Annotated in this window: 18 protein-coding genes; 10 read left to right on the top strand and 8 right to left on the bottom strand. The window is 66.2% G+C overall.

Annotation, left to right across the window (positions count from 1 at the left end):
* Nucleotides 1-13: 13 nt before the first annotated feature.
* The 3 genes from AQZ49_RS02755 to AQZ49_RS02765 all read right to left on the bottom strand — a co-directional run bounded on the left by AQZ49_RS02755 (nucleotide 14) and on the right by AQZ49_RS02765 (nucleotide 2,130).
* Nucleotides 14-763, bottom strand: a complete 750-nt coding sequence (locus tag AQZ49_RS02755; protein WP_067612652.1) for a thioredoxin domain-containing protein — start codon at nucleotides 761-763, stop codon at nucleotides 14-16.
* Nucleotides 764-829: 66 nt separating this feature from the next.
* Nucleotides 830-1,546, bottom strand: coding sequence for a thioredoxin domain-containing protein (locus AQZ49_RS02760; RefSeq protein WP_067612655.1), 717 nt, complete (start codon nucleotides 1,544-1,546; stop codon nucleotides 830-832).
* Nucleotides 1,547-1,566: 20 nt separating this feature from the next.
* Nucleotides 1,567-2,130, bottom strand: a complete 564-nt coding sequence (locus tag AQZ49_RS02765) for a DUF721 domain-containing protein (RefSeq protein ID WP_067613426.1) — start codon at nucleotides 2,128-2,130, stop codon at nucleotides 1,567-1,569.
* A gap of 29 nt (nucleotides 2,131-2,159) precedes the next feature.
* On the opposite strand from AQZ49_RS02765, the gene AQZ49_RS02770 reads away from it, so the two are divergent.
* The 4 genes from AQZ49_RS02770 to AQZ49_RS02785 are packed head-to-tail and all read left to right on the top strand — an operon-like array spanning nucleotide 2,160 to nucleotide 6,111.
* Nucleotides 2,160-3,218, top strand: coding sequence for an A/G-specific adenine glycosylase (locus AQZ49_RS02770; RefSeq protein WP_067612658.1), 1,059 nt, complete (start codon nucleotides 2,160-2,162; stop codon nucleotides 3,216-3,218).
* Nucleotides 3,219-3,248: 30 nt separating this feature from the next.
* A complete protein-coding gene (locus tag AQZ49_RS02775) occupies nucleotides 3,249-4,550 on the top strand; it encodes a serine hydrolase domain-containing protein (protein ID WP_067612661.1) in 1,302 nt (433 codons plus the stop codon).
* Nucleotides 4,547-5,437, top strand: a complete 891-nt coding sequence (gene nudC / locus AQZ49_RS02780; RefSeq protein WP_067612664.1) for an NAD(+) diphosphatase — start codon at nucleotides 4,547-4,549, stop codon at nucleotides 5,435-5,437. The genes AQZ49_RS02775 and nudC overlap by 4 nt, the downstream gene beginning before the upstream one ends.
* The gene (locus AQZ49_RS02785; protein ID WP_067612667.1) at nucleotides 5,434-6,111 is read left to right on the top strand and encodes a DsbA family oxidoreductase; all 678 of its coding nucleotides are present in this window, start codon (nucleotides 5,434-5,436) and stop codon (nucleotides 6,109-6,111) included. The genes nudC and AQZ49_RS02785 overlap by 4 nt, the downstream gene beginning before the upstream one ends.
* A gap of 196 nt (nucleotides 6,112-6,307) precedes the next feature.
* Here AQZ49_RS02785 and AQZ49_RS02790 read toward each other — a convergent pair whose 3' ends face one another.
* Nucleotides 6,308-7,180 carry a 3,4-dihydroxyphenylacetate 2,3-dioxygenase gene (locus tag AQZ49_RS02790; protein WP_067612670.1) on the bottom strand — a complete coding sequence of 291 codons (873 nt, stop codon included), beginning with the start codon at nucleotides 7,178-7,180 and terminating at the stop codon, nucleotides 6,308-6,310.
* Between the two features lie 153 nt (nucleotides 7,181-7,333).
* On the opposite strand from AQZ49_RS02790, the gene AQZ49_RS02795 reads away from it, so the two are divergent.
* The 3 genes from AQZ49_RS02795 to AQZ49_RS02805 are packed head-to-tail and all read left to right on the top strand — an operon-like array spanning nucleotide 7,334 to nucleotide 11,389.
* Nucleotides 7,334-8,599, top strand: coding sequence for a cytochrome P450 (locus tag AQZ49_RS02795; protein ID WP_067612673.1), 1,266 nt, complete (start codon nucleotides 7,334-7,336; stop codon nucleotides 8,597-8,599).
* A gap of 23 nt (nucleotides 8,600-8,622) precedes the next feature.
* The gene (locus AQZ49_RS02800; protein WP_067612676.1) at nucleotides 8,623-9,924 is read left to right on the top strand and encodes a type I glutamate--ammonia ligase; all 1,302 of its coding nucleotides are present in this window, start codon (nucleotides 8,623-8,625) and stop codon (nucleotides 9,922-9,924) included.
* Nucleotides 9,925-9,934: 10 nt separating this feature from the next.
* Nucleotides 9,935-11,389 carry an aldehyde dehydrogenase family protein gene (locus AQZ49_RS02805; protein WP_067612679.1) on the top strand — a complete coding sequence of 485 codons (1,455 nt, stop codon included), beginning with the start codon at nucleotides 9,935-9,937 and terminating at the stop codon, nucleotides 11,387-11,389.
* 134 nt (nucleotides 11,390-11,523) lie between these two features.
* Here AQZ49_RS02805 and htpG read toward each other — a convergent pair whose 3' ends face one another.
* Nucleotides 11,524-13,404 carry a molecular chaperone HtpG gene (gene htpG / locus AQZ49_RS02810; protein WP_067612682.1) on the bottom strand — a complete coding sequence of 627 codons (1,881 nt, stop codon included), beginning with the start codon at nucleotides 13,402-13,404 and terminating at the stop codon, nucleotides 11,524-11,526.
* A gap of 68 nt (nucleotides 13,405-13,472) precedes the next feature.
* A complete protein-coding gene (locus AQZ49_RS02815) occupies nucleotides 13,473-14,414 on the bottom strand; it encodes a 1-phosphofructokinase family hexose kinase (RefSeq protein WP_067612685.1) in 942 nt (313 codons plus the stop codon).
* A gap of 117 nt (nucleotides 14,415-14,531) precedes the next feature.
* On the opposite strand from AQZ49_RS02815, the gene AQZ49_RS02820 reads away from it, so the two are divergent.
* Genes AQZ49_RS02820 through AQZ49_RS02830 form a run of 3 tightly spaced genes read left to right on the top strand, consistent with a single transcriptional unit; the run spans nucleotide 14,532 to nucleotide 17,428 of the window.
* Nucleotides 14,532-16,097 (top strand): hypothetical protein, encoded by a 1,566-nt coding sequence (locus AQZ49_RS02820; RefSeq protein WP_067612688.1) that lies wholly within the window; start codon nucleotides 14,532-14,534, stop codon nucleotides 16,095-16,097.
* Nucleotides 16,098-16,112: 15 nt separating this feature from the next.
* On the top strand, nucleotides 16,113-17,051 hold the full coding sequence (locus AQZ49_RS02825; protein ID WP_067612691.1) for a glycosyltransferase: 939 nt from the start codon (nucleotides 16,113-16,115) through the stop codon (nucleotides 17,049-17,051).
* A complete protein-coding gene (locus tag AQZ49_RS02830; RefSeq protein ID WP_067612694.1) occupies nucleotides 17,048-17,428 on the top strand; it encodes a GtrA family protein in 381 nt (126 codons plus the stop codon). The genes AQZ49_RS02825 and AQZ49_RS02830 overlap by 4 nt, the downstream gene beginning before the upstream one ends.
* On the opposite strand, the gene AQZ49_RS02835 is transcribed toward AQZ49_RS02830, so the two are convergent.
* On the bottom strand, nucleotides 17,425-18,618 hold the full coding sequence (locus AQZ49_RS02835) for a hypothetical protein (protein WP_067612696.1): 1,194 nt from the start codon (nucleotides 18,616-18,618) through the stop codon (nucleotides 17,425-17,427). The two genes, AQZ49_RS02830 and AQZ49_RS02835, sit on opposite strands and share 4 nt — an antisense overlap.
* A gap of 4 nt (nucleotides 18,619-18,622) precedes the next feature.
* Nucleotides 18,623-20,155 carry a hypothetical protein gene (locus AQZ49_RS02840; RefSeq protein WP_067612699.1) on the bottom strand — a complete coding sequence of 511 codons (1,533 nt, stop codon included), beginning with the start codon at nucleotides 20,153-20,155 and terminating at the stop codon, nucleotides 18,623-18,625.

The raw sequence follows: 20,155 nt of genomic DNA on the forward strand, positions 1-20,155 counted from the left end.
GGTTCGCCTGGGGCTAGCGCGCCCCGGCCTTTTGCAGGATCGGTTCGAGCGCGTCCCAGTTCGACACGTCGAGATTGCGACCGTTGAGAATGAACGCCGGGGTGCCGGTGACGTTGAATTCCTTGGTTGCCTTGTCGGTGGCGTTGCTCAGCGCGCTGGCCCTGGTGGCGTCGGACAGGCAGGTCGCACCCTGCGCGGTGGCGATGCCGCGCTGGGCAAAGAATTCGTTCATCCCGGCCAGGCGTGCGATCACCGGAATGCGCTGGCTGGCGGGCAGGGTCTGGACTTTTTGCAAGGCGTCCTGGCCCGCTGTTTTCAGATTGGCGAACATCGTGGGCTGCCATGCCCAATATTGCTCGGCCATCGGGATCACCGTGTCGGGCGTGTTGGCGCAAGTGGCCAGCAGCACGGCGGGCAAGTCGAGCATGTTGAGCATGAAGAAGCGCAATTCATAGCTGACCCGGCCGCTGTTGACATAATCGTCGCGCAGATGCGGGAACCCTTCGGTCGAAAACGCCGCGCAGTGCGAACACGACAACGCGCCATATTCGACCAGTTTCAGCGGGGCATCGGGGTTGCCCATCAGATAGCCGCCATCGGGGGTGGCGGTGATCACGTCGGACCATTGCTTGCCCGCAGGTGGCGCCACTTTGGCCAGCGCGGTGTCGGCGACGACCGGGGTGTCGGCTTTCTTGCCGCAGGCAGCCAGTCCGAGCGCAAGAGGCATGACCGCAAGAGCGAGGGCGAGACGGATCGGTTTCATCGGGTCGAGGAGCTTTCGCAATAGGGGGAAGGCGTCGTTTAGCGCGTCACCGGGCGTGAGGGAAGTTCAGCGCAACCGGGCATCGATCTGCGGCTTGAGCGCATCCCAGGTATATGTCGCGGCCAGCGGCACGCCGTTGATCAGGAATGCGGGCGTGCCGTTGACGAATTCCTTGTCAGAGGCGTCCTGCGTGTGTTTGGCCACGCGGTCGGCTAGCGCCCGGTCGGCCAGGCAGCGATCGAGTTCGGGGCGAGTATAACCGCGCGCTTCCATCAGCCCATAGAGCCCCAGGTCCGAAGCGATCGCGTGCATCTTGGTGGCGAAATCGGGGTTGTCCCAGCGGCCCTTCTGCGCTTCGGTCAATTTGCCGATCGGTTCGAGCCAGTCGCGCTGTTTGGCCAGCAGCATCTGCGCATTGCCAAAGAATTTCGACGGCGGCCCGCATTCGGCCAGCAGCGTGGCGACCACGTCGAGCCCGTTGCGAAGGAACGGGCGCACTTCATACGATCCCTTGCCCGGCCCGATCATGCCGATGCCCAGCGGGGCGATCGCCTGCGCCTCGAATTCGGCACAGTGCGGGCAGGTAAAGCTGATATAGGCCACCAGATGCAGCGGCGCGTCGGGATTGCCGAGCACATAGCTGTCATTGGCGGTACGGATGACATGGCCGTTCCAGTTGGCAGGGCCCTCTACACGGGCGACGGGTTTGGCCATCGCCTGTGGCGTGGCCCAGACCAGCGCGCCTGCCAGCGCGAGCATGATAAAGCGGAACAAGCGTTTCATTGGCATCTCCAGAAAACGGCTCAGCGGATCTTGCGACCCGGTTTGTCGCGATCGGCGCTGGCGCGTTCAAGACTGCGCGCCAGCGATTCGAGCACCGCGCGCAATTCGGGATCGCCCACATCGCGCAAGCTGTCGCCCAGTTCGAGCGGCACGGGTTTGAGCGAGGGCGGCGGCGCCTTTGGTTCGGCGGCGCGGGGCGCCTGCACCGCGCCCTGCCGCATGCGCACCTGGGCCACCGCGCGATAGCCGAAAAAGCGGTTCACGCGCTCGATGATTTCGGGAACGACATGCTGGATGATCGGCGCATGCGCCGGGCTGACCACCAGATGCAAAGTGCCTTCGGACTTTTCGCCGACCGGAAAGCGGATCGATTCGGGCGCGCAATGGCGGGCATGCGCCGCGCCGATGATTTCGGGCCAGCGCGTGACCACGCTCGACTGTACAAAGCCGAAGCGGCGAAACGCGGTGCGGCCGATCGCGGGCATCAGATCGCCGATCATGCGCGCCTCGCCACCGCGCGCACGTTCATAGACGCGCGCGGAGGCGGGCTTGTCGCTGTTCGAACCCTTGCGGTCACGTTCCATCACGCGCCATCCCATGCCATAGCTGCGTGATGCAGACCAGCGTCCAGACCGATCGATCCCCATCCTTTGCGCTATTGCATTGGTATGATGCCCACGCGCGGGTGCTGCCCTGGCGCAGTGCGCCGGGTGCGCCGCCGCCCGATCCCTATCGCGTGTGGCTGTCCGAGGTCATGCTGCAACAGACCACGGTGGCGGCGGTGCAGCCCTATTTCGCGCGGTTTGTCGCGCGCTGGCCCACCGTTGCGGCGCTGGCGGCTGCGGACGAGGCCGATGTCATGGCGGCCTGGGCGGGCCTTGGCTATTACAGTCGCGCGCGCAACTTGATCGCCTGTGCACGCGAAGTGGCCCGGCTGGGCGGATTTCCCGACGATGAGGTGGGACTGCGCGCGCTGCCGGGGCTGGGCGCCTATACGGCGGCGGCGGTGGCGGCGATCGCGTTTGGCCGCGCGGCGGTGGTGGTCGATGCCAATGTCGAACGCGTAGTAGCGCGGCTGTTCGCGATCACCGATCCCTTGCCCACGTCGCGCCCGGCGATCCGCGCGGCGGCGGCGACCATCACGCCCGACGTGCGACCCGGTGATTTTGCGCAGGCGATGATGGATCTTGGCGCGACGATCTGCACCGCGCGCAATCCGCGCTGCCTGTTGTGCCCCTTGCGCGGGCCATGCCGGGCAGAGGCGGCGGGGCTGGCCGCGTCATTGCCCGCGAAACTTGCCAAAAAGGCCAAGCCGCAGCGCACCGGCCATGCCTGGTGGATCGAACGCGACGGCAAGGTGTGGCTGGTGCGGCGGCCCGGCAAGGGCATGCTGGGGGGCATGCGCGCGCTGCCCGACGATGGCTGGTCGGCGCGCGCCGATGGCGATGCCACGCCGCCGTTTGCAGGGAATTGGCGCAAGGGCGGAGTGGTCCGCCATGGCTTCACGCATTTCGATCTCGATTTGCAATTGATGCTTTGCGATGGCGCCGAAATCGGTAAACCTTGGCATGACGATGCGGCCGGAGAATTCTGGCCAGTCGCCACGATCGACGCGGCCGGCCTGCCCACCGTCTTTGCCAAGGCGGCGCAGTTGGCCCTGGCGGAACGATAGGCAATAGAGCGACAGGCAATGGGGAGAACTATGGTGCAGACTGGCATGCAACCGGCGCTTTCGCGACGCGGATTTCTGGGTGGTGCGCTGTTGGCGGGCGGCGCCGGGCTGATGCCGCGCCTGGCCTTTGCGACGCCCGAGGCCGAGGCGCTCTATCCCCATCTGGCCAGGCTTGCGGCAAGCTATGTCGATGGCGGGAAACTGCCCGGCGTGGTTACGCTGCTCGGGCTGGGCGGCAAACAGGCGGTGATCGCGCGCGGGGTGCAGACGCTGGGCGATCCGACCCCGGCGGGGCCCGACAGCCTCTACCGCGCCTATTCGATGACCAAGCCGATCACTGGCATGGCAACGATGATCCTGATCGATGAAGGCAAGCTGACGCTCGACACGCCGCTGGCCGATATCCTGCCCAAATATGCCAAAATGCAGGTGCAGGTGACCCCGGATGGATCGCTCACCGATGTGCGCCCGGCGCGCACGCCGATCACCATCCGCCATCTGCTGACGCACACCTCGGGCCTGGGCTATTCGATCATCCAGAAGGGCCCGATCAAGGATGCCTATGAGGCCAACGGGCTGGTCCCTGCCGAAGTCAGCCATTTTCCGGTTCCGGGGCTGACCGTCGCCAAGACCCTGCCCAGCCTGGCCGCCTTTGCCGACAAGCTGGCCGAAATGCCGCTGGTCTATGAACCGGGCACCATGTGGTCCTATTCGGTTTCGCTCGATCTGCTGGGCCGGGTGATCGAAGTCGTTACGGGCAAGCCGTTCGATGCTTATGTGCAGGAACGGATTTTCGGGCCGTGCGGGATGACCAGTTCGGGTTTCCAGGTCGCACCGCAGAATGCTTCGCGGCTGACCACCAATTACGGTCTGCTCAATGGCAAGCTGGTGCCGATCGATCCGGCGGCCAAGTCGATCTATCTCGATCCGCCCGCCTATCCGTTCGGCGGGGCCGGGCTGGTGACATCGCCGCGCGATTATGACAGGTTCCTGCAGATGGTGCTCAATTATGGCCTGCTCGACGGGCGCCGGGTGATGAACGAACATGCGGTGCGGCTGGGCACCAGCGATCTGCTGCCCCCGGCACTGGTCGGTACCAAAGTGTTCGGGCGCGTGTCGGGCTTTGGCGCGGGTGGCCGGGTCGGCGTGGGCGAGGATGCCGGGACTTATGGCTGGTCGGGTGCGGCGGGCACGGTCGGCTTTGTCAGCTATCGCGGCAATCTCAGCGCCGGGCTGTGGGTGCAATATATGCCTAGCGGCGCATTGCCGATCGGCGAGGAATTCCCCATCGCGGTGCGCAATGATCTGATGCCGCAAAAGATCGCCGCATGACCGATCTGACAATCGCGTTTTCGGGTTCGGTGATCGACCGTGCCGATGCGGTGCGGTCCGATCCCGAAAAGCTGGCGGCGCTGACCAACTGGCGCGCGCGGTTGTTGCGGATGGATGGCCTGGCGCCGCAGATCGGCGCCGATGGCGGGCTTGCCTGGGGCACGCTGGCCGATGCCGACCCGGCGGCAGAGCTGGTGTTTCTGGGATTGTCGCCCGATGGCCGCGCCTGCTTTGTGGCCGTCGATCCGCGCCTGGTCGGGGTGGGCAGCACAGCCCCGCCCGATCCGCGGCTGTGGCAGGTGATGGGCATGCTCTCGCCGCCCGATCTTGCCATCTATGGCGCGGCCAAGGCGCTGGTCGACTGGCATGCGCGGCACGGGTTCTGTGCGCGCTGCGGCCATGCGACGCGGCTGGGCAAAGGCGGCTGGCAACGCACGTGCACCAATGCGGCGTGCCGCGCCGAACACTTTCCGCGGGTCGATCCGGTCACGATCATGACCGTCGAACACGATGGCCGCCTGTTGCTGGGGCGCCAGCCGCGCTTTCCGCCGCGCCGCTATTCGGCGCTGGCGGGGTTTATCGAGCCGGGCGAAACCGTTGAGGAAGCGGTCGCGCGCGAGATTTCTGAAGAGGCCGGGCTGATCGTGCGCGATGTGCGCTATGTCGCCAGCCAGCCCTGGCCGTTTCCATCCTCGCTGATGATCGCCTGCCATGCCTTTGCCGAGGCGGATGTGGTGACCATCGACCGCACCGAGCTTGACGATGCGCGCTGGTTCACCCGCGACGAAGTGATCGCGGCGATGCGCGGCGACGAGGGCGCGGCGTTTCTGGCGCCGCCGCCATACGCGATCGCGCACCAGTTGCTGCGCTGGTGGCTGGCGGCATGACTCATCCCGTTACCATCGACATCTGGTCCGATGTCATGTGCCCGTGGTGCGTGATCGGCACGCGCCAGCTTGAAACCGCGCTGGCCGAACTGGGCGACGAAGTGGCCGCCACGATCCGCTTTCATCCGTTCGAGCTCAATCCCGACATGCCGCCCGAAGGCGAAGAGCAGCGCGCGCACATCATGCGCAAATATGGCCGCAGCGCCGACGAGGCCGCGCAAGGGCGCGAACGCCTGCGCACGATTGCCGCCGGCGCCGGCTATTCGTTCGATTATACCGGTGCGGGTGATCCGCCGCCGGCGATGATGTGGAACACCCGCGCCGCGCACAAATTGCTGGTCATGGCGCTGCGCGATCATGGCCCGCAGGTGCAGGGGCGGCTGAAACACGCGCTGTTCGACGCGCATTTTCAGGCCCGGCGCAATGTGTCCGACCCGGATGTGCTGATCGATGTGGCGCAGGCCGTGGGCATTGCCCGCGCCGAAGCCGCCGCCGCGCTGGCCGATGCCGAACTCGATGCGATCGTGACGGCGGGTGAACAACAGGCGTGGGACTGGAACATCACCGGGGTCCCGGCGATGATCGTCAACGGCAAGTACATGATTCCCGGCGCACAGGACCCGGCGACTTATGCCAATGCCCTGCGCCGCGTGATCTCCCGCGAAACCGCCTGACCCCAAATCCTCCCCGGCACGGGGAGGGGGACCGCGCGAAGCGTGGTGGAGGGGCGTCACCGGATTGCGCAAGGTCGCGAAGATGCGCCAAACCACCGGGTACGATCCGCGTATTTTCAATGTTTTACCCAGCCGCGAAACCCCTCCACCAGCTTCGCTGGTCCCCCTCCCCGTGCCGGGGAGGATTGAAGGTGGGTTAATTCCAGCCATCCTCCGGCTTGTCGAACCACACGTGCACTTGGCTGGTGCCGGTGGCGTTTTCGTAATCCGAAAATTGCCGCCCCCGGGCCTTCCAGTCGCGCCCGCCGCAGGCGGCGGCCATCATCAGGTAATGGCCGAAACGCGCCTCGGGCGCGTGGCGCAAGTAATCGGGCATGGAGTCGATTACCGCCGCATGGTTGCCTTCGGCAAACCAGCGCAGGCGTTCGTAATCGGCCTCGCGCGCGGCGGGGCTGGAAATATGGATCGGGTCTGATGCCTCGTGCAGCGGGATGTCGCGGAACGACCAGAACCGGTGGCTCATCGATCCGCTGGCGATCAGCACCACGCGCTTGTCGCTTTCGGCAATCGCCTGCCCGATGCCGTGGCCCACGCGCAGGAATTCGTCGGGCTCGGCCGAATAGGCGTGGCTGACCGACACCCATTCCTCATCGCCCTGGAGAAAGGTCGACAAGTTGACCGTGGGATAGTGGATCGGCAGCCACGGATCGTCGATCGCGGTGGTGCGCACGCCGTTGGCCGTGGCCTTGTCGGCCATCGCCCGGGCCAGCACGGGGCTGCCGGGTAGGTCATAGCGGATCTGGCGCATGCCGCGCGGCAATTCGTCGCTGGTGAACAAGCCCGACCGGCGCGCCTGGGCGGCCACGCAGAATTCGACGATGGTGAACCAGTGCGTGTCGAACAGCACGATCGTGTCGGGTTTCAGCACGTCGAGCACTTCGGTCTTGATCCGGTGCAATCCGGGCACCAGACTGATTTCCTTGCCCTCGTTGAGGGCCAGGCGGTCCTCGCGCGACATCATGATGGTGGGGGCGTGCGCGACAATGCCGGCACCGATGATTTCGCCCATGATCTTGCGGCTCCCTCGCGTAAATGCGGCTCTTGCGGCTGTGCATAAGCGCAGGGTCGGGCAATCGGAACAGGCGGGGCCACTTCTGTCCGCTTATGCCAAGTGCGCCGGGCCACGACGGGTCTAGCTGGCAGACATCAAGGGAGTTGCCCGATGTCTTATGCCTTTTCCCGTTCGACCGACGCGCATGTCGATCTGTCGTCGCAGGACGCCTTCAACGATGGCGCGCCGTTTGCCACGTTTGACCGCATGCGCCGCGAAACCCCGATGGCCTGGTCGGACATGGCCAATGGCGATCGCGGGTTCTGGTCGGTCACGCGACATGCCGACTTGCTCGAACTGAACCGGCAGGCCGATCTGCTGTCGTCGGCGCGCGGCATCCGCATGGAAGACCAGACCGAGGAAGAATACGAGGCGCGCAAGACCTTTCAGGAAACCGATGCGCCGGTCCACCGCGCCTTTCGCGCGCTGGTGTCGAAGGCCTTTGCAAAGCACACCGTCGCCGGGTTCGAGGACCAGATCCGCACGATCGTCACCGATCTGCTCGACGTGGCGCTGGGCGAGGGTGAATTCGATGCGGTCGATCGTATCGCCCGGCGCCTGCCGATGCAGATGCTGGCGCAGATCATGGGCGTGCCGGTGTCCGACGGGCCGATGCTGGTCGAACTGGGCGATGCGCTGATTTCCAATTCCGACCCCGATTACACCGACTTCGTGATCGACAAGGTCGATACCGATGCCTACCGGCTGCTGCCGTTTCGCAGCCCGGCGGCGGTCAAGCTGTTCGACTATGCCAACGATCTGCTCGACCGGATGGATGCGGGCGAACAGATCGGCGTGCTCAATCTGGTGCGCCAGACCACCAGCCACGGCACGCAGATGTCGCGCGATGAATTCCGCAATTTCTTCTGCCTGCTGGTGGCGGCGGGCAACGACACCACGCGCTATTCGATTTCGGCGACGATCCACGCGCTGGCCAACAATCCGGCGTTGTTGCGCCAGTTGCAGGCGGGCGACTTCACCAATTGGGAGGCGGCCGCCGACGAAATGATCCGCTGGGCCTCGCCCACATCGCATTTCCGCCGCACCGCCACGCGCGATTTCACCTTTCACGACCAGACCGTGCGCGCGGGCGACAAAGTGGTGCTGTGGTTCATTTCAGGCAACCGCGACGAGGCCGCGATAGCCGATCCCTACGCGCTGCGGCTCGATCGGCCGCGCAATCCGTTCCTGTCGTTCGGGCAGGGTGGCCCGCACATTTGCCTCGGCATGTGGCTGGCCAAGCTGGAAGTCGCGATTGTCATGCAGGAACTGGCCAAGCGGCTGACCGCGATCGAGCAGGTTGCCGAACACAGCTATCTGCGGTCGAATTTCATTCATGGCATCAAACACCTGCCGGTACGCGTCACGGCGCGGTGAAGAACAGGATTTTGGGGAGCAGCATGACCAGCCATTCGTCTACTTCGTTCGAGCGCGCGCGCCTGCTGTTCGCCGATCAGCTCAATCTGGCGCGCGGCAAATATGTGCCGATGACCGAGGCGGCCAAGGGCCATGCGCGGTTTTGCGTCGGCACATATGCGGTGACTTATGACAAGACGCTGGTCGCGGCGCCGGGCGGCGGCTTGCTCGACGGGTTGCCCGACATGGAAATGCTGTTCGATCCCGATGGCCTGCGCCCGGGCTGGGAAGCGGGCACGCGCATCGCGCTGGGCACCTTGCAGTTCAAGGGTGAGCCATTCCCGCTGTGCGGGCGCGGCGCGCTGTTGCGCGCAATTGCCGCCTGGCGCGCGCGCGGGCTGGAACCGATGGTCGGCATCGAAATGGAGGCCTATGTGTTCCAGCGCGATGCGCAGGGACAATGGGTGCCTTACGATACCCCCGGCGCGTTCGTCTATGGCACCGGCCCGTTCACCGATCCGGCCGGGCTGGTCGACACGATCTGGGAAGCGGCGCATGCCTGCGGCATCCCGATCGAATCGATGAACGCCGAATATGACGCGCCGCAGTTCGAACTGACCCTGCGCTTTGCCGATGCGCTGAAGGCCGCCGACGATGCCTTTCTGTTCCGGCAGATGGCGCGCGAACTGCTGCTGCGCAAAGGCTACCTGCTGTCGTTTCTGCCCAAACCGTTTGCCGACAAGAGCGGCAGCGGGCTGCATTTCAACATCAGCTTTCGCGATGCGAGCGGGGCCAACGTGTTTGCCGACGATGTTGCCTCGGGCACGCTGTCGCCGGTGATGCGCGGGGCGATCGCGGGCCTGTTGCACCACCACGAGGCGCTGGCGGCGATCCTGGCGCCGATCAGCCAGAGCTATGCGCGGCTGCAACCGGCCAGCCTGTCGGGCTATTGGGCCAACTGGGGAATCGACCACCGCAGCGTGACCGTGCGCGTTTCGGCGGAAACCGGCGCGGCGGCGCGCATCGAGCACCGCATGGCCGATTGCGCGGCCAGCCCCTATTTCGCCATCGCCGCGCTGTTGCAGGCCGCGCTGAAAGGGGTCGAGGCGGGGCTCGATCCCGGCGCGCCCGAAACCGACGACGGGCTGGAGGTGACCAACACCGATCGGCACACGCCGCACGATCTTGGCGCCGCGCTCGACGCGCTGGAGGCCGACACCGTGCTGACCGAGGCGGTCGGGGCCGAACTGATCGCCAACTTCATCGCCATCAAGCGCGAGGAACTGCGCATCGTCAGCCCCCGCGATGCCGCCGGCCATACCGCCTATTACCTGCCCTATATCTGAAAGCACGCCCATGGACACGCGTATCGACATCGCCGGGCATTCGGTTTCGCCCGATCACTATATCGGTGGGCGCCGGGTCGCCTCGCCCTATACGTTCGAAACCCGTTGCCCGTTCGACTGGTCGTGGAAACTGGCCGACATCGCGCGCGGCACGGTGGCCACCGCGGCACAAGCCGCCGAGGCGGCAACCCAGGCGTTTCCCGCCTGGGCGGCGCTGAGCGCGGCGGAGCGCGGGGTCTATCTGCACCGGCTGGCCGACCTGATCGAGGCCAATGTCGAAAAGCTGGCGATGATCGAATGCCTCGACATGGGCATGCTGCTGGAAAGCCTGCGGCTGCGCGTGATTTTGCGCGGGGCGGCCAATTTCCGCAACTATGCCGATCTGGCGACGGCGCATCAGGAACGCGTGTGGTCATCGCGCGGCACCGCCAACCGGGTGATCCGCCAGCCCGCCGGGCCGTCGCTGATCATCACGCCGTGGAACGCGCCGTTCATGCTGTCGACGTGGAAATGCGCGCCCGCGCTGGCGGCGGGCAACACGGTCATTCTCAAACCCGCCGACTGGTCGCCGCTGTCGGCCTCGGTGCTGGCCGACCTGATCGACGAGGCGGGCTTTCCGGCAGGGGTGTTCAACATCGTGCAGGGGCTGGGGGCAGAGCTTGGCAACGCGCTGACCAGCGACCCGCGTATCAAGCGGATCAGCTTTACCGGCAGCGTGCCCACCGCGCGGGTGATCGGCAAGGCGGCGGCGGAAAACATCGTGCCGTTTACGGCGGAACTGGGCGGCAAATCGCCGCTGCTGGTGTTCGCCGATGCCGATCTGGATGCGGCGGCGAAAAAGGCAGCCGGGCAATATGATGACAGCGGACAAGTGTGCATGGCGGGCACGCGGATCATCGTCGAGGACAGCGTGAAAGACGCCTTCCTCGAACGGTTCCATGCCTGTGCCGATGCCCATGTGATGGGCGACAGCCGCGATCCGGCCACTACGATGTCGGCACTGATCCACCCGCGCCATGTCGAACGCGTGCAGGGGTTCATCGACCGCGCGCGCGCGGCGGGCGACACGGTGGTGCGTGGGGGCCGCACCTGGAACGGTCAGTGGATCGAACCCACGCTGATCGTGCCGAAGGACAACCAGTCCGAAGTCGTCCAGAGCGAAGTGTTCGGCCCGGTGCTGACATTCCAGACCTTCCGCGACGAAGCCGAAGGCGTGGCGCTGGCCAATTCGACCGCCTATGGCCTATCGGGCATCGTCTACACCGGCAGCGCAGAGCGCGCCGAACGGGTGGGCCGCGCGGTGCGCGGCGGCACGGTGTGGGTCAACACGTTCCTGGTGCGCGACCTGACCGCGCCGTTTGGCGGCATCGGCATTTCGGGCATTGGACGCGAAGGCGGCGACTATGCGCTGGATTTCCACTCCGACCTGAAAACGCTGCAAATTCTGGACGGCAGCGTGACCTGAGAAGCCCTCCCCCTTCAGGGGGAGGGTTGGGTGGGGGTGTGCGACGCTGGCCTTGTCACGCGCCAATCGGGCCGGGCACCACCCCCTCCCGACCTCCCCCTTTTCAGGGGGAGGAGCAGAAGCCGCAAGGATATTCAGCCCAGGGCCTTGGCGAGAATCCGGCTCAGCCGGTCGGCAAAGGCGCGGGCGTCGTCGGGCAGTTCGCCATCGGCGATGCGCGCTTCGTCGAACAGCAAGTGCGCGCCGTCGGCCTTCAGATCGGCATCGTCGGGCAGCGCGGCCAGACGGGTTACCAGATCGTGGCGCGGGTTCAGTTCCAGCACCGGCCTGGTGCCGCGCGGGGTCTGGCCGCTGGCCGCCAGGATGCGTTCAAGCTGACGGTCGATGCCATGTTCGCTGGCCACCAGACAGGCCGCGCTGGTGGTCAGCCGTTCCGACGCGCGCACGTCCGACACCGCATCGCCCAGCGTGGTTTTCACATAGGCGATGAAGCTTTCGGCCTCGGGCGCGGTCGGCTCTGGCGCATCGGTGCCGTCGATCGGCGCGATCTGGCCCAGATCGGCCAGGCCCTGGGTCACCGATTTGAACGGCTTGCCGTCGAAATCGGCCCCCGCTCCGGCCCAGAAGCTGTCGACCGCATCGGTCAGCAACAGCACTTCGATGCCCCGCGCGCGGAACCCTTCGATCTGCGGGCTGGTCGCCAGCCGTTCGCGATCGGTGCCGGTGGCGTAATAGATCGCGGTCTGGTTTTCGCGCATCGCACCGGCGTAATCCTTCAGCGACCGCCAGGCATCGCCGCCGCTGGTGGTGTGGAACCGCGCCAGGCCAAGCAGCGTCTCGCGCCGGGCGTAATCTTCATAGATGCCTTCCTTCAGCACCGCGCCAAACGTATCCCAGAACGCGGCGTACTTGTCGGCGTCGTGCTGCGACAGCTTGTCGAGCTCGGACAGGACACGGTTGGTCACGCCTTTGTTGATCGCGGCGAGCAGCGGGCTCTGCTGGATCATTTCGCGGCTCATGTTGAGCGGCAGATCAGCCGAATCGACCAGCCCGCGCACAAACCGCAGATAGCGCGGCAGCACGTCGGCCTCGTCGGTGATGAACACGCGCCGCACATAGAGCTTCATGCGGCCCGCACGGTCGGGGTCGAACAAGTCGAACGGGCGGGTTTCGGGCACAAAGGCCAGCACGTTGTATTCGTGCTTGCCCTCGGCGCGGTAATGCAGCGTCAGCGCGGGGGCATCCCACTGCCCGGCCACGCTGCGGTAGAAATCGGTGTATTCCTCGGGCGTGATGTCCGCCTTGGCGCGGGTCCACAGCGCGCTGCCATCGGTCAGTTCGGCGGCGTCGGCATCGGGTTTTTCGATCAGCGCGATCGGCACCGGCACATGGCCCGACTGCGCGCGGACGATCCGTTCGACCGTGGCGCGTTCGGTATATTGCGTGGCGTCGTCTTTCAGATGCAGCACCACCCGCGTGCCTTGCGCCGGGGCCTGGTCCAGCGGCACTGCCTCGATGCTGTACGTGCCAAGGCCGTCGGACGACCAGCGGTGCGCCAGATCGGTCCCGGCGCGGCGCGAAGTGACCTCGACCGTGTCGGCGACCATGAACGCCGAATAGAACCCGACGCCGAACTGGCCGATCAGTTGCGGGCTTTCGCCGTCTTTGGCCGCGGTCAGCTTGTCCATGAATGCGCGCGTGCCCGACCGGGCGATCGTGCCCAGCGCCTCGATCATGTCGGCCTCGGTCATGCCGATGCCATTGTCGGCAATGGTCAGGCGGCGTGCGTCGGGATCGAGCGCGATGGTGATCCGCGCCGTTTCGCCGCTGGCGAGCGCAGGATCGGCAATGCTGTCATAGCGCAGCTTTTCACACGCGTCGGCGGCATTGGCGATCAGTTCGCGCAGGAACACGTCGCGATCGGAATAGACCGCATGCACCATCAGGTGCAGCAGGCGGGCAACATCGGCTTCAAAAACACGGGTTTCGGGGGCGGCGGTGGAGGTGTCGCTCATGGTAATCCTGTGGTCACAGTCCAGATGGTTGCAGATGGGTGAGGACATGGCGTTGTCGCCGCCCGGTTTCAAGCCGCTATCACTGCCGGAAGCAGACGCGCGATGTCGGCGGGGTGGGCCAGATCGGTGCCGGGGTGCAACACCGCCGCGGTACCCGCCGCCACGCCCATGTGAAAGGCCGCCACGTCACCTTGCCCGGCGCACAGCGCATAGACCATCGCCGCCAGAAAGCTGTCGCCGGCGCCGACCGTGCTGCGCGCCTCGACCGGGACCGCCGGGCAGTCGATCACCCCTTCGGCACGCGCCAGGATCGCGCCCTCGTGGCCCAGCGTCACCGCCACCAGCCGGGCCTGGCGCGCAGCGACAATCGCCATTGCCGCATCGATCACCGCGGCGCGGGTCGGCAGGCGGCTTCCGGTCAGTGTTTCTAGTTCGCCCCGGCTGGGCTTGACCAGATCGATCCCCCCGGCCTGCAACCCCTGGCGCAGCGCCTCGCCCGACGTGTCGAGCACCATGCACGTGTCCCGGGCGGCGACGATCCGCGCCACGTCGGCATAGAACGTGGCCGGAACCCCGTGCGGCAGCGATCCGCTGGCGACAAAATGGCTGCATTCGGTCGCCGCGACCCGCGCCAGAGCCGCGCGCCATTCGTCCTCGCGCACTTCGGGGCCTGCGGGCGTAATGCGATATTCCTGCCCGGTGGCATGTTCCAGCGTGGTCACCGCGATGCGCGTGTGTCCGGCGATCGGCACGCGCGTGCGCACCAGTTGGTGCAGGTCGAGCAGCCCGTCGAGCGCCACCCCGGTCGGTCCGCCCGACAGATAGATGCAACGTGCTGCGCCGCCCAGCCGCACGAACACCCGCGCGACATTGATCCCCCCGCCGCCGGGATTGGCATATTCGCGGGTGGTGCGGATCTTGTGCGTGGGAATGATCCGGTCGACGTCATAGGCGACATCGATCGTCGGGTTCATCGTCAGCGTGGCGATGGTGGTCGAAGGAACCGTCATGGGATCGGGCCTTTGCGATGGATGTCGCCCCCTGTGCCATGTCGCCATGACGCAGAGTTTGATGGCCGTCAAAGCGGGGATTGTTTGCGGGCGAGCGCACCGGTATGCGACAGATCGATGCCAACAGGGGGCGAGGCGATACCACGATCCAGATCTCTTACCCCGCATGCCGGGACCCTGACATGGCTTTGCGCGATCATCGCGCTGGCGGTCGGCTTGCGCCTGCGCCACGCGGCCGGTTCGATGGCGTTCGACGAGATGGCCTCGATGTACTTTTCGGGCCAGCCATGGCGCCACTTGTGGGGCTGGTGGATGCTGCGCGAAACCAATCCGCCGCTGTTCTATTCGCTGCTCAAGCTGTGGCGCATGGTCGTGCCGATGGGGCACTGGTGGATGCGCGCGCTGCCGCTGTCGATTGCCTTTGCGCATATGGCGCTGTTCGGGCGCTTTGTGCGGGCACGGCTGGGGTGGCCGGCGGCGCTGCTGGCGCTGATGTTCCTGGCGGTGTCGTCGTCGGATATCTATCAGGCCGATTATCTGCGCGGCTATGGCCTGGCCAAGCTGGCGGTGCTGGTCTCGTTCATCGCCCTGGTCGATGCGCTGGAAACCGGGCGCGGCTGGCGCGTCTTTGTGGGCGGCGCGGTGGTGGCGATCTATTGCCATACCACGATGATCCTGTGGCCGGTGATCGCGACGCTGGCGGTGCTGGGCGATGCCGCGCTGCGCCGCGACTGGCGCTGGCGGCCGATCGTGGCGCTGCTGGCGGCGGATATCGCAACGGCGGTGCTGTCGGGCTGGGTGCTGGTGATGGCCTATGCGCAACTGCGCAGCATGGCGGCGGCCAATATCACCTGGCTGGAATCGCTGGGCTGGGCGGATTTCTGGACGACCTGCCGGTTGCAGTTGCTGACCGGTGGCACGTTCGGATCGGGGCTGATGGCGCTGGCCATGGCGGTGGGTCTGTGGCGCGGGCGTCATGTACGGGCGGTGCGGCTGGCGGCGGGCGTGGCAATTGCCACGCTGGTGGTGTTCAAGGCGACCGACAGGGTCCACCCGATCGTGTCCGATTTCACGCTGCACTGGTGCTTCAGCTTTACCGCGCTGATCGCGGCGGCGGCGCTGACCGGCCCGTGGCCGCAACGGATGCTGCACCGCGCGGGCGTGGCCGTGGCGCTGCTGGCGGTGGGTGTGGCCGGGCTGGTCGATCTGCTGGTGCTCAATCCCGATTGGCAACCGCAGGACTGGCGCCGCACGGTGCAGACCGTGGCGGCGCGTCCCGGCGCGGCGCTGCTGGCCAGCCATGAAGCCGTGGCGGTGGTGATCGAACAGACTTGTGTGGTCGAATTCGGCCATCTGCCCTGCCCGTTTGCGCTGGTGGTGATGACCGATCCCCGGACGACCGACAACTGGGCGTTCGGCGGCTATCACGGGCATCTGGTACCGCCAGGGCACGTGCGCACGGCACTGGGCGGCGCGCGCGTGGTCTATGCCTTCAGCCGCTATTACTATACCCCGCTCGAACATCTGGGGCTGCACGCGCGCGACTGGCACGAAATCTATTGGGACGATGGCGAACTGATCGGGCCGATCCCGATCCACGCCTTTGATCCGCCCGCACCCGGTGCGCCCCCGCGCGTGCCCGACCCCGATGCGCAATATACCGGCGCGCCCGATGACGAGTGATGGAGCACAGATTTGATGATGGCAGACAATGACCGGATTGCCGTGCTGTTGCCCGCCTATAACGAGGCCGTGGCGATCGAGGCGGTGATCGCGGCATTCCGCGCGGCGCTCCCCGATGCGCGGATCTATGTCTATGACAACAACAGCCGCGACGCGACTGCCCGGGTCGCGCGCGAGGCCGGGGCGGTCGTGCGCACCGAACGCCGCCAGGGCAAGGGCCACGTCGTGCGGCGCATGTTCGCCGATATCGAGGCCGAAATCTACATCATGTGCGATGCCGACGATACTTATGACGCGGCCGCCGCCCCGGCGCTGGTCGCGCGGCTGATCGAGGACAATCTGGATATGGTGGTGGGCGCGCGCACCGCGATCAGCGACACCGCCTATCGCCCCGCGCACGAGTTTGGCAACTGGCTGCTGACCGGGCTGGTGCGGTTGATCTTTGGCGACGAATTCCGCGACATGCTGAGCGGATACCGCGTGTTCTCGCGCCGTTTCGTCAAATCGTTTCCGATCATGTCGGGCGGGTTCGAAATCGAGACCGAGCTGACCATCCACGCGCTCGAACTGGAATTGCCGGTTGCCGAAGTCGCCACCAAATTCAAGGAACGCCCGGTCGGTTCGGCCAGCAAGTTGAACACCATTTCGGATGGCGTGCGCATCTTGTGGATGATCCTGGCGCTGCTGAAACAGGAACGCCCGTTGCAGGTGTTTGCGGCGGTCGGCGGCCTGCTGATGATCGCCGCGCTGCTGACCGCGTGGCCCCTGCTGCCCGAATATCTGGCGACCGGGCTGGTGCCCCGCCTGCCGACCGCGCTGCTTGCCACCGGGATGATGCTGCTGGGCTGGCTATGCGTGATGAACGGGCTGATCCTCGATACGGTCACGCGCGGTCGGCAAGAGGTCAAGCGTCTGCGCTATCTCGAATTGCCGGGCATCGGCAGCGCGCCATGATGCGATTGGTGCGCTTTGCGCTGGTCGGGTGTCTGGGCTTTGTGGTCGATGTGGCGATCCTCTACCCCGTGGCCTGGCTGGGCGCGGGATGGGTGATCGGGCGGCTGTGTTCGTGGCTGGGCGCGGCGACGTGCACCTGGGCGGTCAACCGGCGGTTCACTTTTGCCATGGCGATGGCGCCCTCGTGGCGCGAATGGGGGGCCTATCTGATCGCGAACAGCGCGGGCGGGGTGGTCAACTATGCCACGTATGTCGCGCTGATCGAGGCGGTGCCTGCAACCGCGGCGCATCCCTATCTCGCGGTCGGCGCGGGATCGGTGGCGGGATTGCTGGTCAATTTCACGATGTCGCTGCGGTTCGTGTTTTCAAAGGCCTAAAGCAGAAAATAGACGCTGGCGATCCAGGCTGGAATGGCCAGCGCAGCGGCGGCTTTGGGCAGGCGCAGCCCGGTACCTGCCAGCACCAGCAGCGAGATCACCCAGAATTCGGTAAAGGCGCGGAAATACCCGTTCGGATCGATCCAAGGGCCCTGGGCCGACAGCGTCGACAGGACGATGGCAAGGCCAACCCAGCCCGCGGCGATCGATCGGCGCAGGCCCCCGGCGCGCAGCGCACCGGGCACGTACCACGCCGTCCACAGGCCGGTCGCGAAGATCGCACATGCAGTGATCACGACATAGATGTTGCGGATGGCGTTGGGACCGGGGCGCGGTGACAGCGGACGCTGCAGCATTACGCAGTCGTGCACGGTCTGCAAAAAGCCCTGCATGGGCCAGCCCATGTCGCCATTGAAGGATTGCCCGGTACCGGCGATGCCGTACCACCGCTGGGCCAGAAACAGCCGCCACGCGGCATAGGCGATCACCGGAAACAGCCCGATCGCCAGCCGCCGCATGGTCGGTCGCCCGCCGAACAGCGCAGCACAGGCAAACACCACGGCCGATGTTTCGCGCGTCAGCAGGGTCATCACGCCGCTGGCCATGAAGCGCGCGGGCCGCCGTGCCGACGCGGCACCGATTGCCAGCATCAGCCAGGCTGCCGCGACGATCTCGGTGGTGTCGTGCAGCAAGGTAACCGTCAATCCCGGCCAGGCCATCACCGCCGGGGCGAACCATCCCGGCAAAGCGAGCCTTTCGCGCAAGGTCACCGCGCTGCGCGCCATGACGAAAATCCCCAGCAGATTGGCCAGCACCATCATCACCGGCACCAGCGCGGGCCTGCCCAGGCTGAGGCAGAACACGATCAACGGATAGCCGATGCGCTGGCTGCGATAGGCGGGGCGATCGAACGTCACCCCGCCGCCGGTCACCGTGCGCGGCAGCGGCTGGTTGGCCAGGCGGAAATAGAATTGCCCGTCATACCCGGACGATTGCGCGCGCACCGCGATCGGCGTGGGCACGGCGGCCTTGTCGACATAGCGGTCGCCCGCCACGATCAGGCTGGACACGTCGAACTGCCCCCGTGCGATGCCGATGCCCGCGATCAGCGCATAGAGCGCCACCACCGCGATCGGGAAGGCGACGGCATGGCGGCAAAACGCGGCAGCACGCGCATGAGGCAGGGTCATCGGCTCAGTGCGCTTTCAGATCGGGCAAATGCGTCGGGCAGGCATACGGCGGCAGCCAGCACGGCAGGCCAAAGCCGACCGCCGGGCGATAACGCGCGATCGCCATCACGGGAAAGCGCCCGGGCAAGGCAGTATCGGTGTAATGCGTGGTGGTCAGATGGGGCCAAAGTGCCAGATCGCCGGGGTTCATCCACCGCTCGTCCCCGGCAAAATCCCGGCGTTGCGCCACGCCAACCACCCGGCCTGCCGGGTCGGCCATCGGCACAAGATGGAAATCGAAACTGTTGCGCAGCACCCCGGCCCGGTCCGACAATGTCGAATGGGCGTTGTAGATATCGGCATAGGCCGCCATCGGCCCGGCAAACACCACCAGCCGGGCGGGCTCGTCCACACTGGCGCGCACCGGCGCGATGCGCAGGGATGTCAGCGCCAGCATGGCCGCGACGAGCGCCAGCGTCAGGCGCGGGCGTCGGCGCGCGTCGCGCAACGCGATCCACCCGAACAGGCCGATCGCGGGCAGGACCCATTTGAAATAGTGCACATTGCCGAACCGCCACAGCCCGCTCGGCACCAGATCCATATAGCACAGCGCCATCGTGCAATAGGCCAACAGCGCCAGCGCGGTCATCGCCGCGACCATCCGGTCACGCCGCACCAACGCGGCATGGACAATCCCGCATAGCCCGAACGGAACCCATGGCAGCACGGCGAACAGCCCGCGCCCCTCGGGATACCACGGGCGCGGTTCGATCAGCAGGACATAGGCCTTCCACCCGATCCGTCCGAACTGTTCGCCATACGTCGCCGACAACCGCATGTAATCGCTCGACACGGCGCCATAGATCGCCAGGTGCAACACCGCCGCCACGACCAGCGGAACCAATGCCGCGCCCACCAGCGGTACCAGCGATCGCCAGGTGCCCCGGCGCACCAGCGCGATCAGCATGAACAGGCCGATGATGCCGCTGATCACGATATCGCCCGGACGGCTGACGGGGATCAGGCCCAGCATGGCGCCACAGGCGATCATTCGTCCGGTCCGCGTGGCACGCGGCGTGTCGCGCAGCACATCGGCCGCCAGCGCCAGCGCGCCCCAGATCAGCGCCGCCGAGGGTGTGGTGGTCCACGGCTGGATCCAGCTATCGCCGGTGTGCGGCCAGGCAATCGTGGTGGGCACGAACAGCACCACCGCGCCGACCGGACCCAGGCCAAAGCCACGCGCAAACCGGCGAAACCCCAGATAGGCCAGCACATAGCAGGCAAAATCCGGGATCAGTGCCTCATAGAGCGGCGGCAGCCCCGCAAACGGCGCCAGCAGCAAGGGAAACAGCAGCGGATACCAGTGTTGATCGGGGTGCAGATCGCCCCGCGCAAAGGCGCGCGCCGATTGCAGATAACGGTCCTGATCAGACCAGAACACGAAACCGGGCGGTGTGTGTGCCGCCAGCGTCGCCAGATTGAACGAAAAGAACCAGCCGAGCGCAAACACCAGCGCCACGAACCAGACATCGCCCCGGTCCCTGAAATTCACCCCCAC

It is taken from the genome of Novosphingobium sp. FSW06-99 (assembly GCF_001519065.1).
Lineage (GTDB): Bacteria > Pseudomonadota > Alphaproteobacteria > Sphingomonadales > Sphingomonadaceae > Novosphingobium.

Excerpts from the sequence above, each read along its gene's own strand:
- AQZ49_RS02775 (WP_067612661.1), top strand. The coding sequence starts at position 3,249 with ATGGTGCAGACTGGCATGCAACCGGCGCTTTCGCGACGCGGATTTCTG.
- AQZ49_RS02770 (WP_067612658.1), top strand. The coding sequence starts at position 2,160 with ATGCAGACCAGCGTCCAGACCGATCGATCCCCATCCTTTGCGCTATTG.
- AQZ49_RS02760 (WP_067612655.1), bottom strand. The coding sequence starts at position 1,546 with ATGAAACGCTTGTTCCGCTTTATCATGCTCGCGCTGGCAGGCGCGCTG.
- htpG (WP_067612682.1), bottom strand. The coding sequence starts at position 13,404 with ATGAGCGACACCTCCACCGCCGCCCCCGAAACCCGTGTTTTTGAAGCC.
- AQZ49_RS02820 (WP_067612688.1), top strand. The coding sequence starts at position 14,532 with ATGCCAACAGGGGGCGAGGCGATACCACGATCCAGATCTCTTACCCCG.
- AQZ49_RS02755 (WP_067612652.1), bottom strand. The coding sequence starts at position 763 with ATGAAACCGATCCGTCTCGCCCTCGCTCTTGCGGTCATGCCTCTTGCG.
- AQZ49_RS02795 (WP_067612673.1), top strand. The coding sequence starts at position 7,334 with ATGTCTTATGCCTTTTCCCGTTCGACCGACGCGCATGTCGATCTGTCG.
- AQZ49_RS02790 (WP_067612670.1), bottom strand. The coding sequence starts at position 7,180 with ATGGGCGAAATCATCGGTGCCGGCATTGTCGCGCACGCCCCCACCATC.
- AQZ49_RS02815 (WP_067612685.1), bottom strand. The coding sequence starts at position 14,414 with ATGACGGTTCCTTCGACCACCATCGCCACGCTGACGATGAACCCGACG.
- nudC (WP_067612664.1), top strand. The coding sequence starts at position 4,547 with ATGACCGATCTGACAATCGCGTTTTCGGGTTCGGTGATCGACCGTGCC.
- AQZ49_RS02765 (WP_067613426.1), bottom strand. The coding sequence starts at position 2,130 with ATGGAACGTGACCGCAAGGGTTCGAACAGCGACAAGCCCGCCTCCGCG.
- AQZ49_RS02825 (WP_067612691.1), top strand. The coding sequence starts at position 16,113 with ATGATGGCAGACAATGACCGGATTGCCGTGCTGTTGCCCGCCTATAAC.
- AQZ49_RS02800 (WP_067612676.1), top strand. The coding sequence starts at position 8,623 with ATGACCAGCCATTCGTCTACTTCGTTCGAGCGCGCGCGCCTGCTGTTC.
- AQZ49_RS02805 (WP_067612679.1), top strand. The coding sequence starts at position 9,935 with ATGGACACGCGTATCGACATCGCCGGGCATTCGGTTTCGCCCGATCAC.
- AQZ49_RS02835 (WP_067612696.1), bottom strand. The coding sequence starts at position 18,618 with ATGACCCTGCCTCATGCGCGTGCTGCCGCGTTTTGCCGCCATGCCGTC.
- AQZ49_RS02785 (WP_067612667.1), top strand. The coding sequence starts at position 5,434 with ATGACTCATCCCGTTACCATCGACATCTGGTCCGATGTCATGTGCCCG.
- AQZ49_RS02830 (WP_067612694.1), top strand. The coding sequence starts at position 17,048 with ATGATGCGATTGGTGCGCTTTGCGCTGGTCGGGTGTCTGGGCTTTGTG.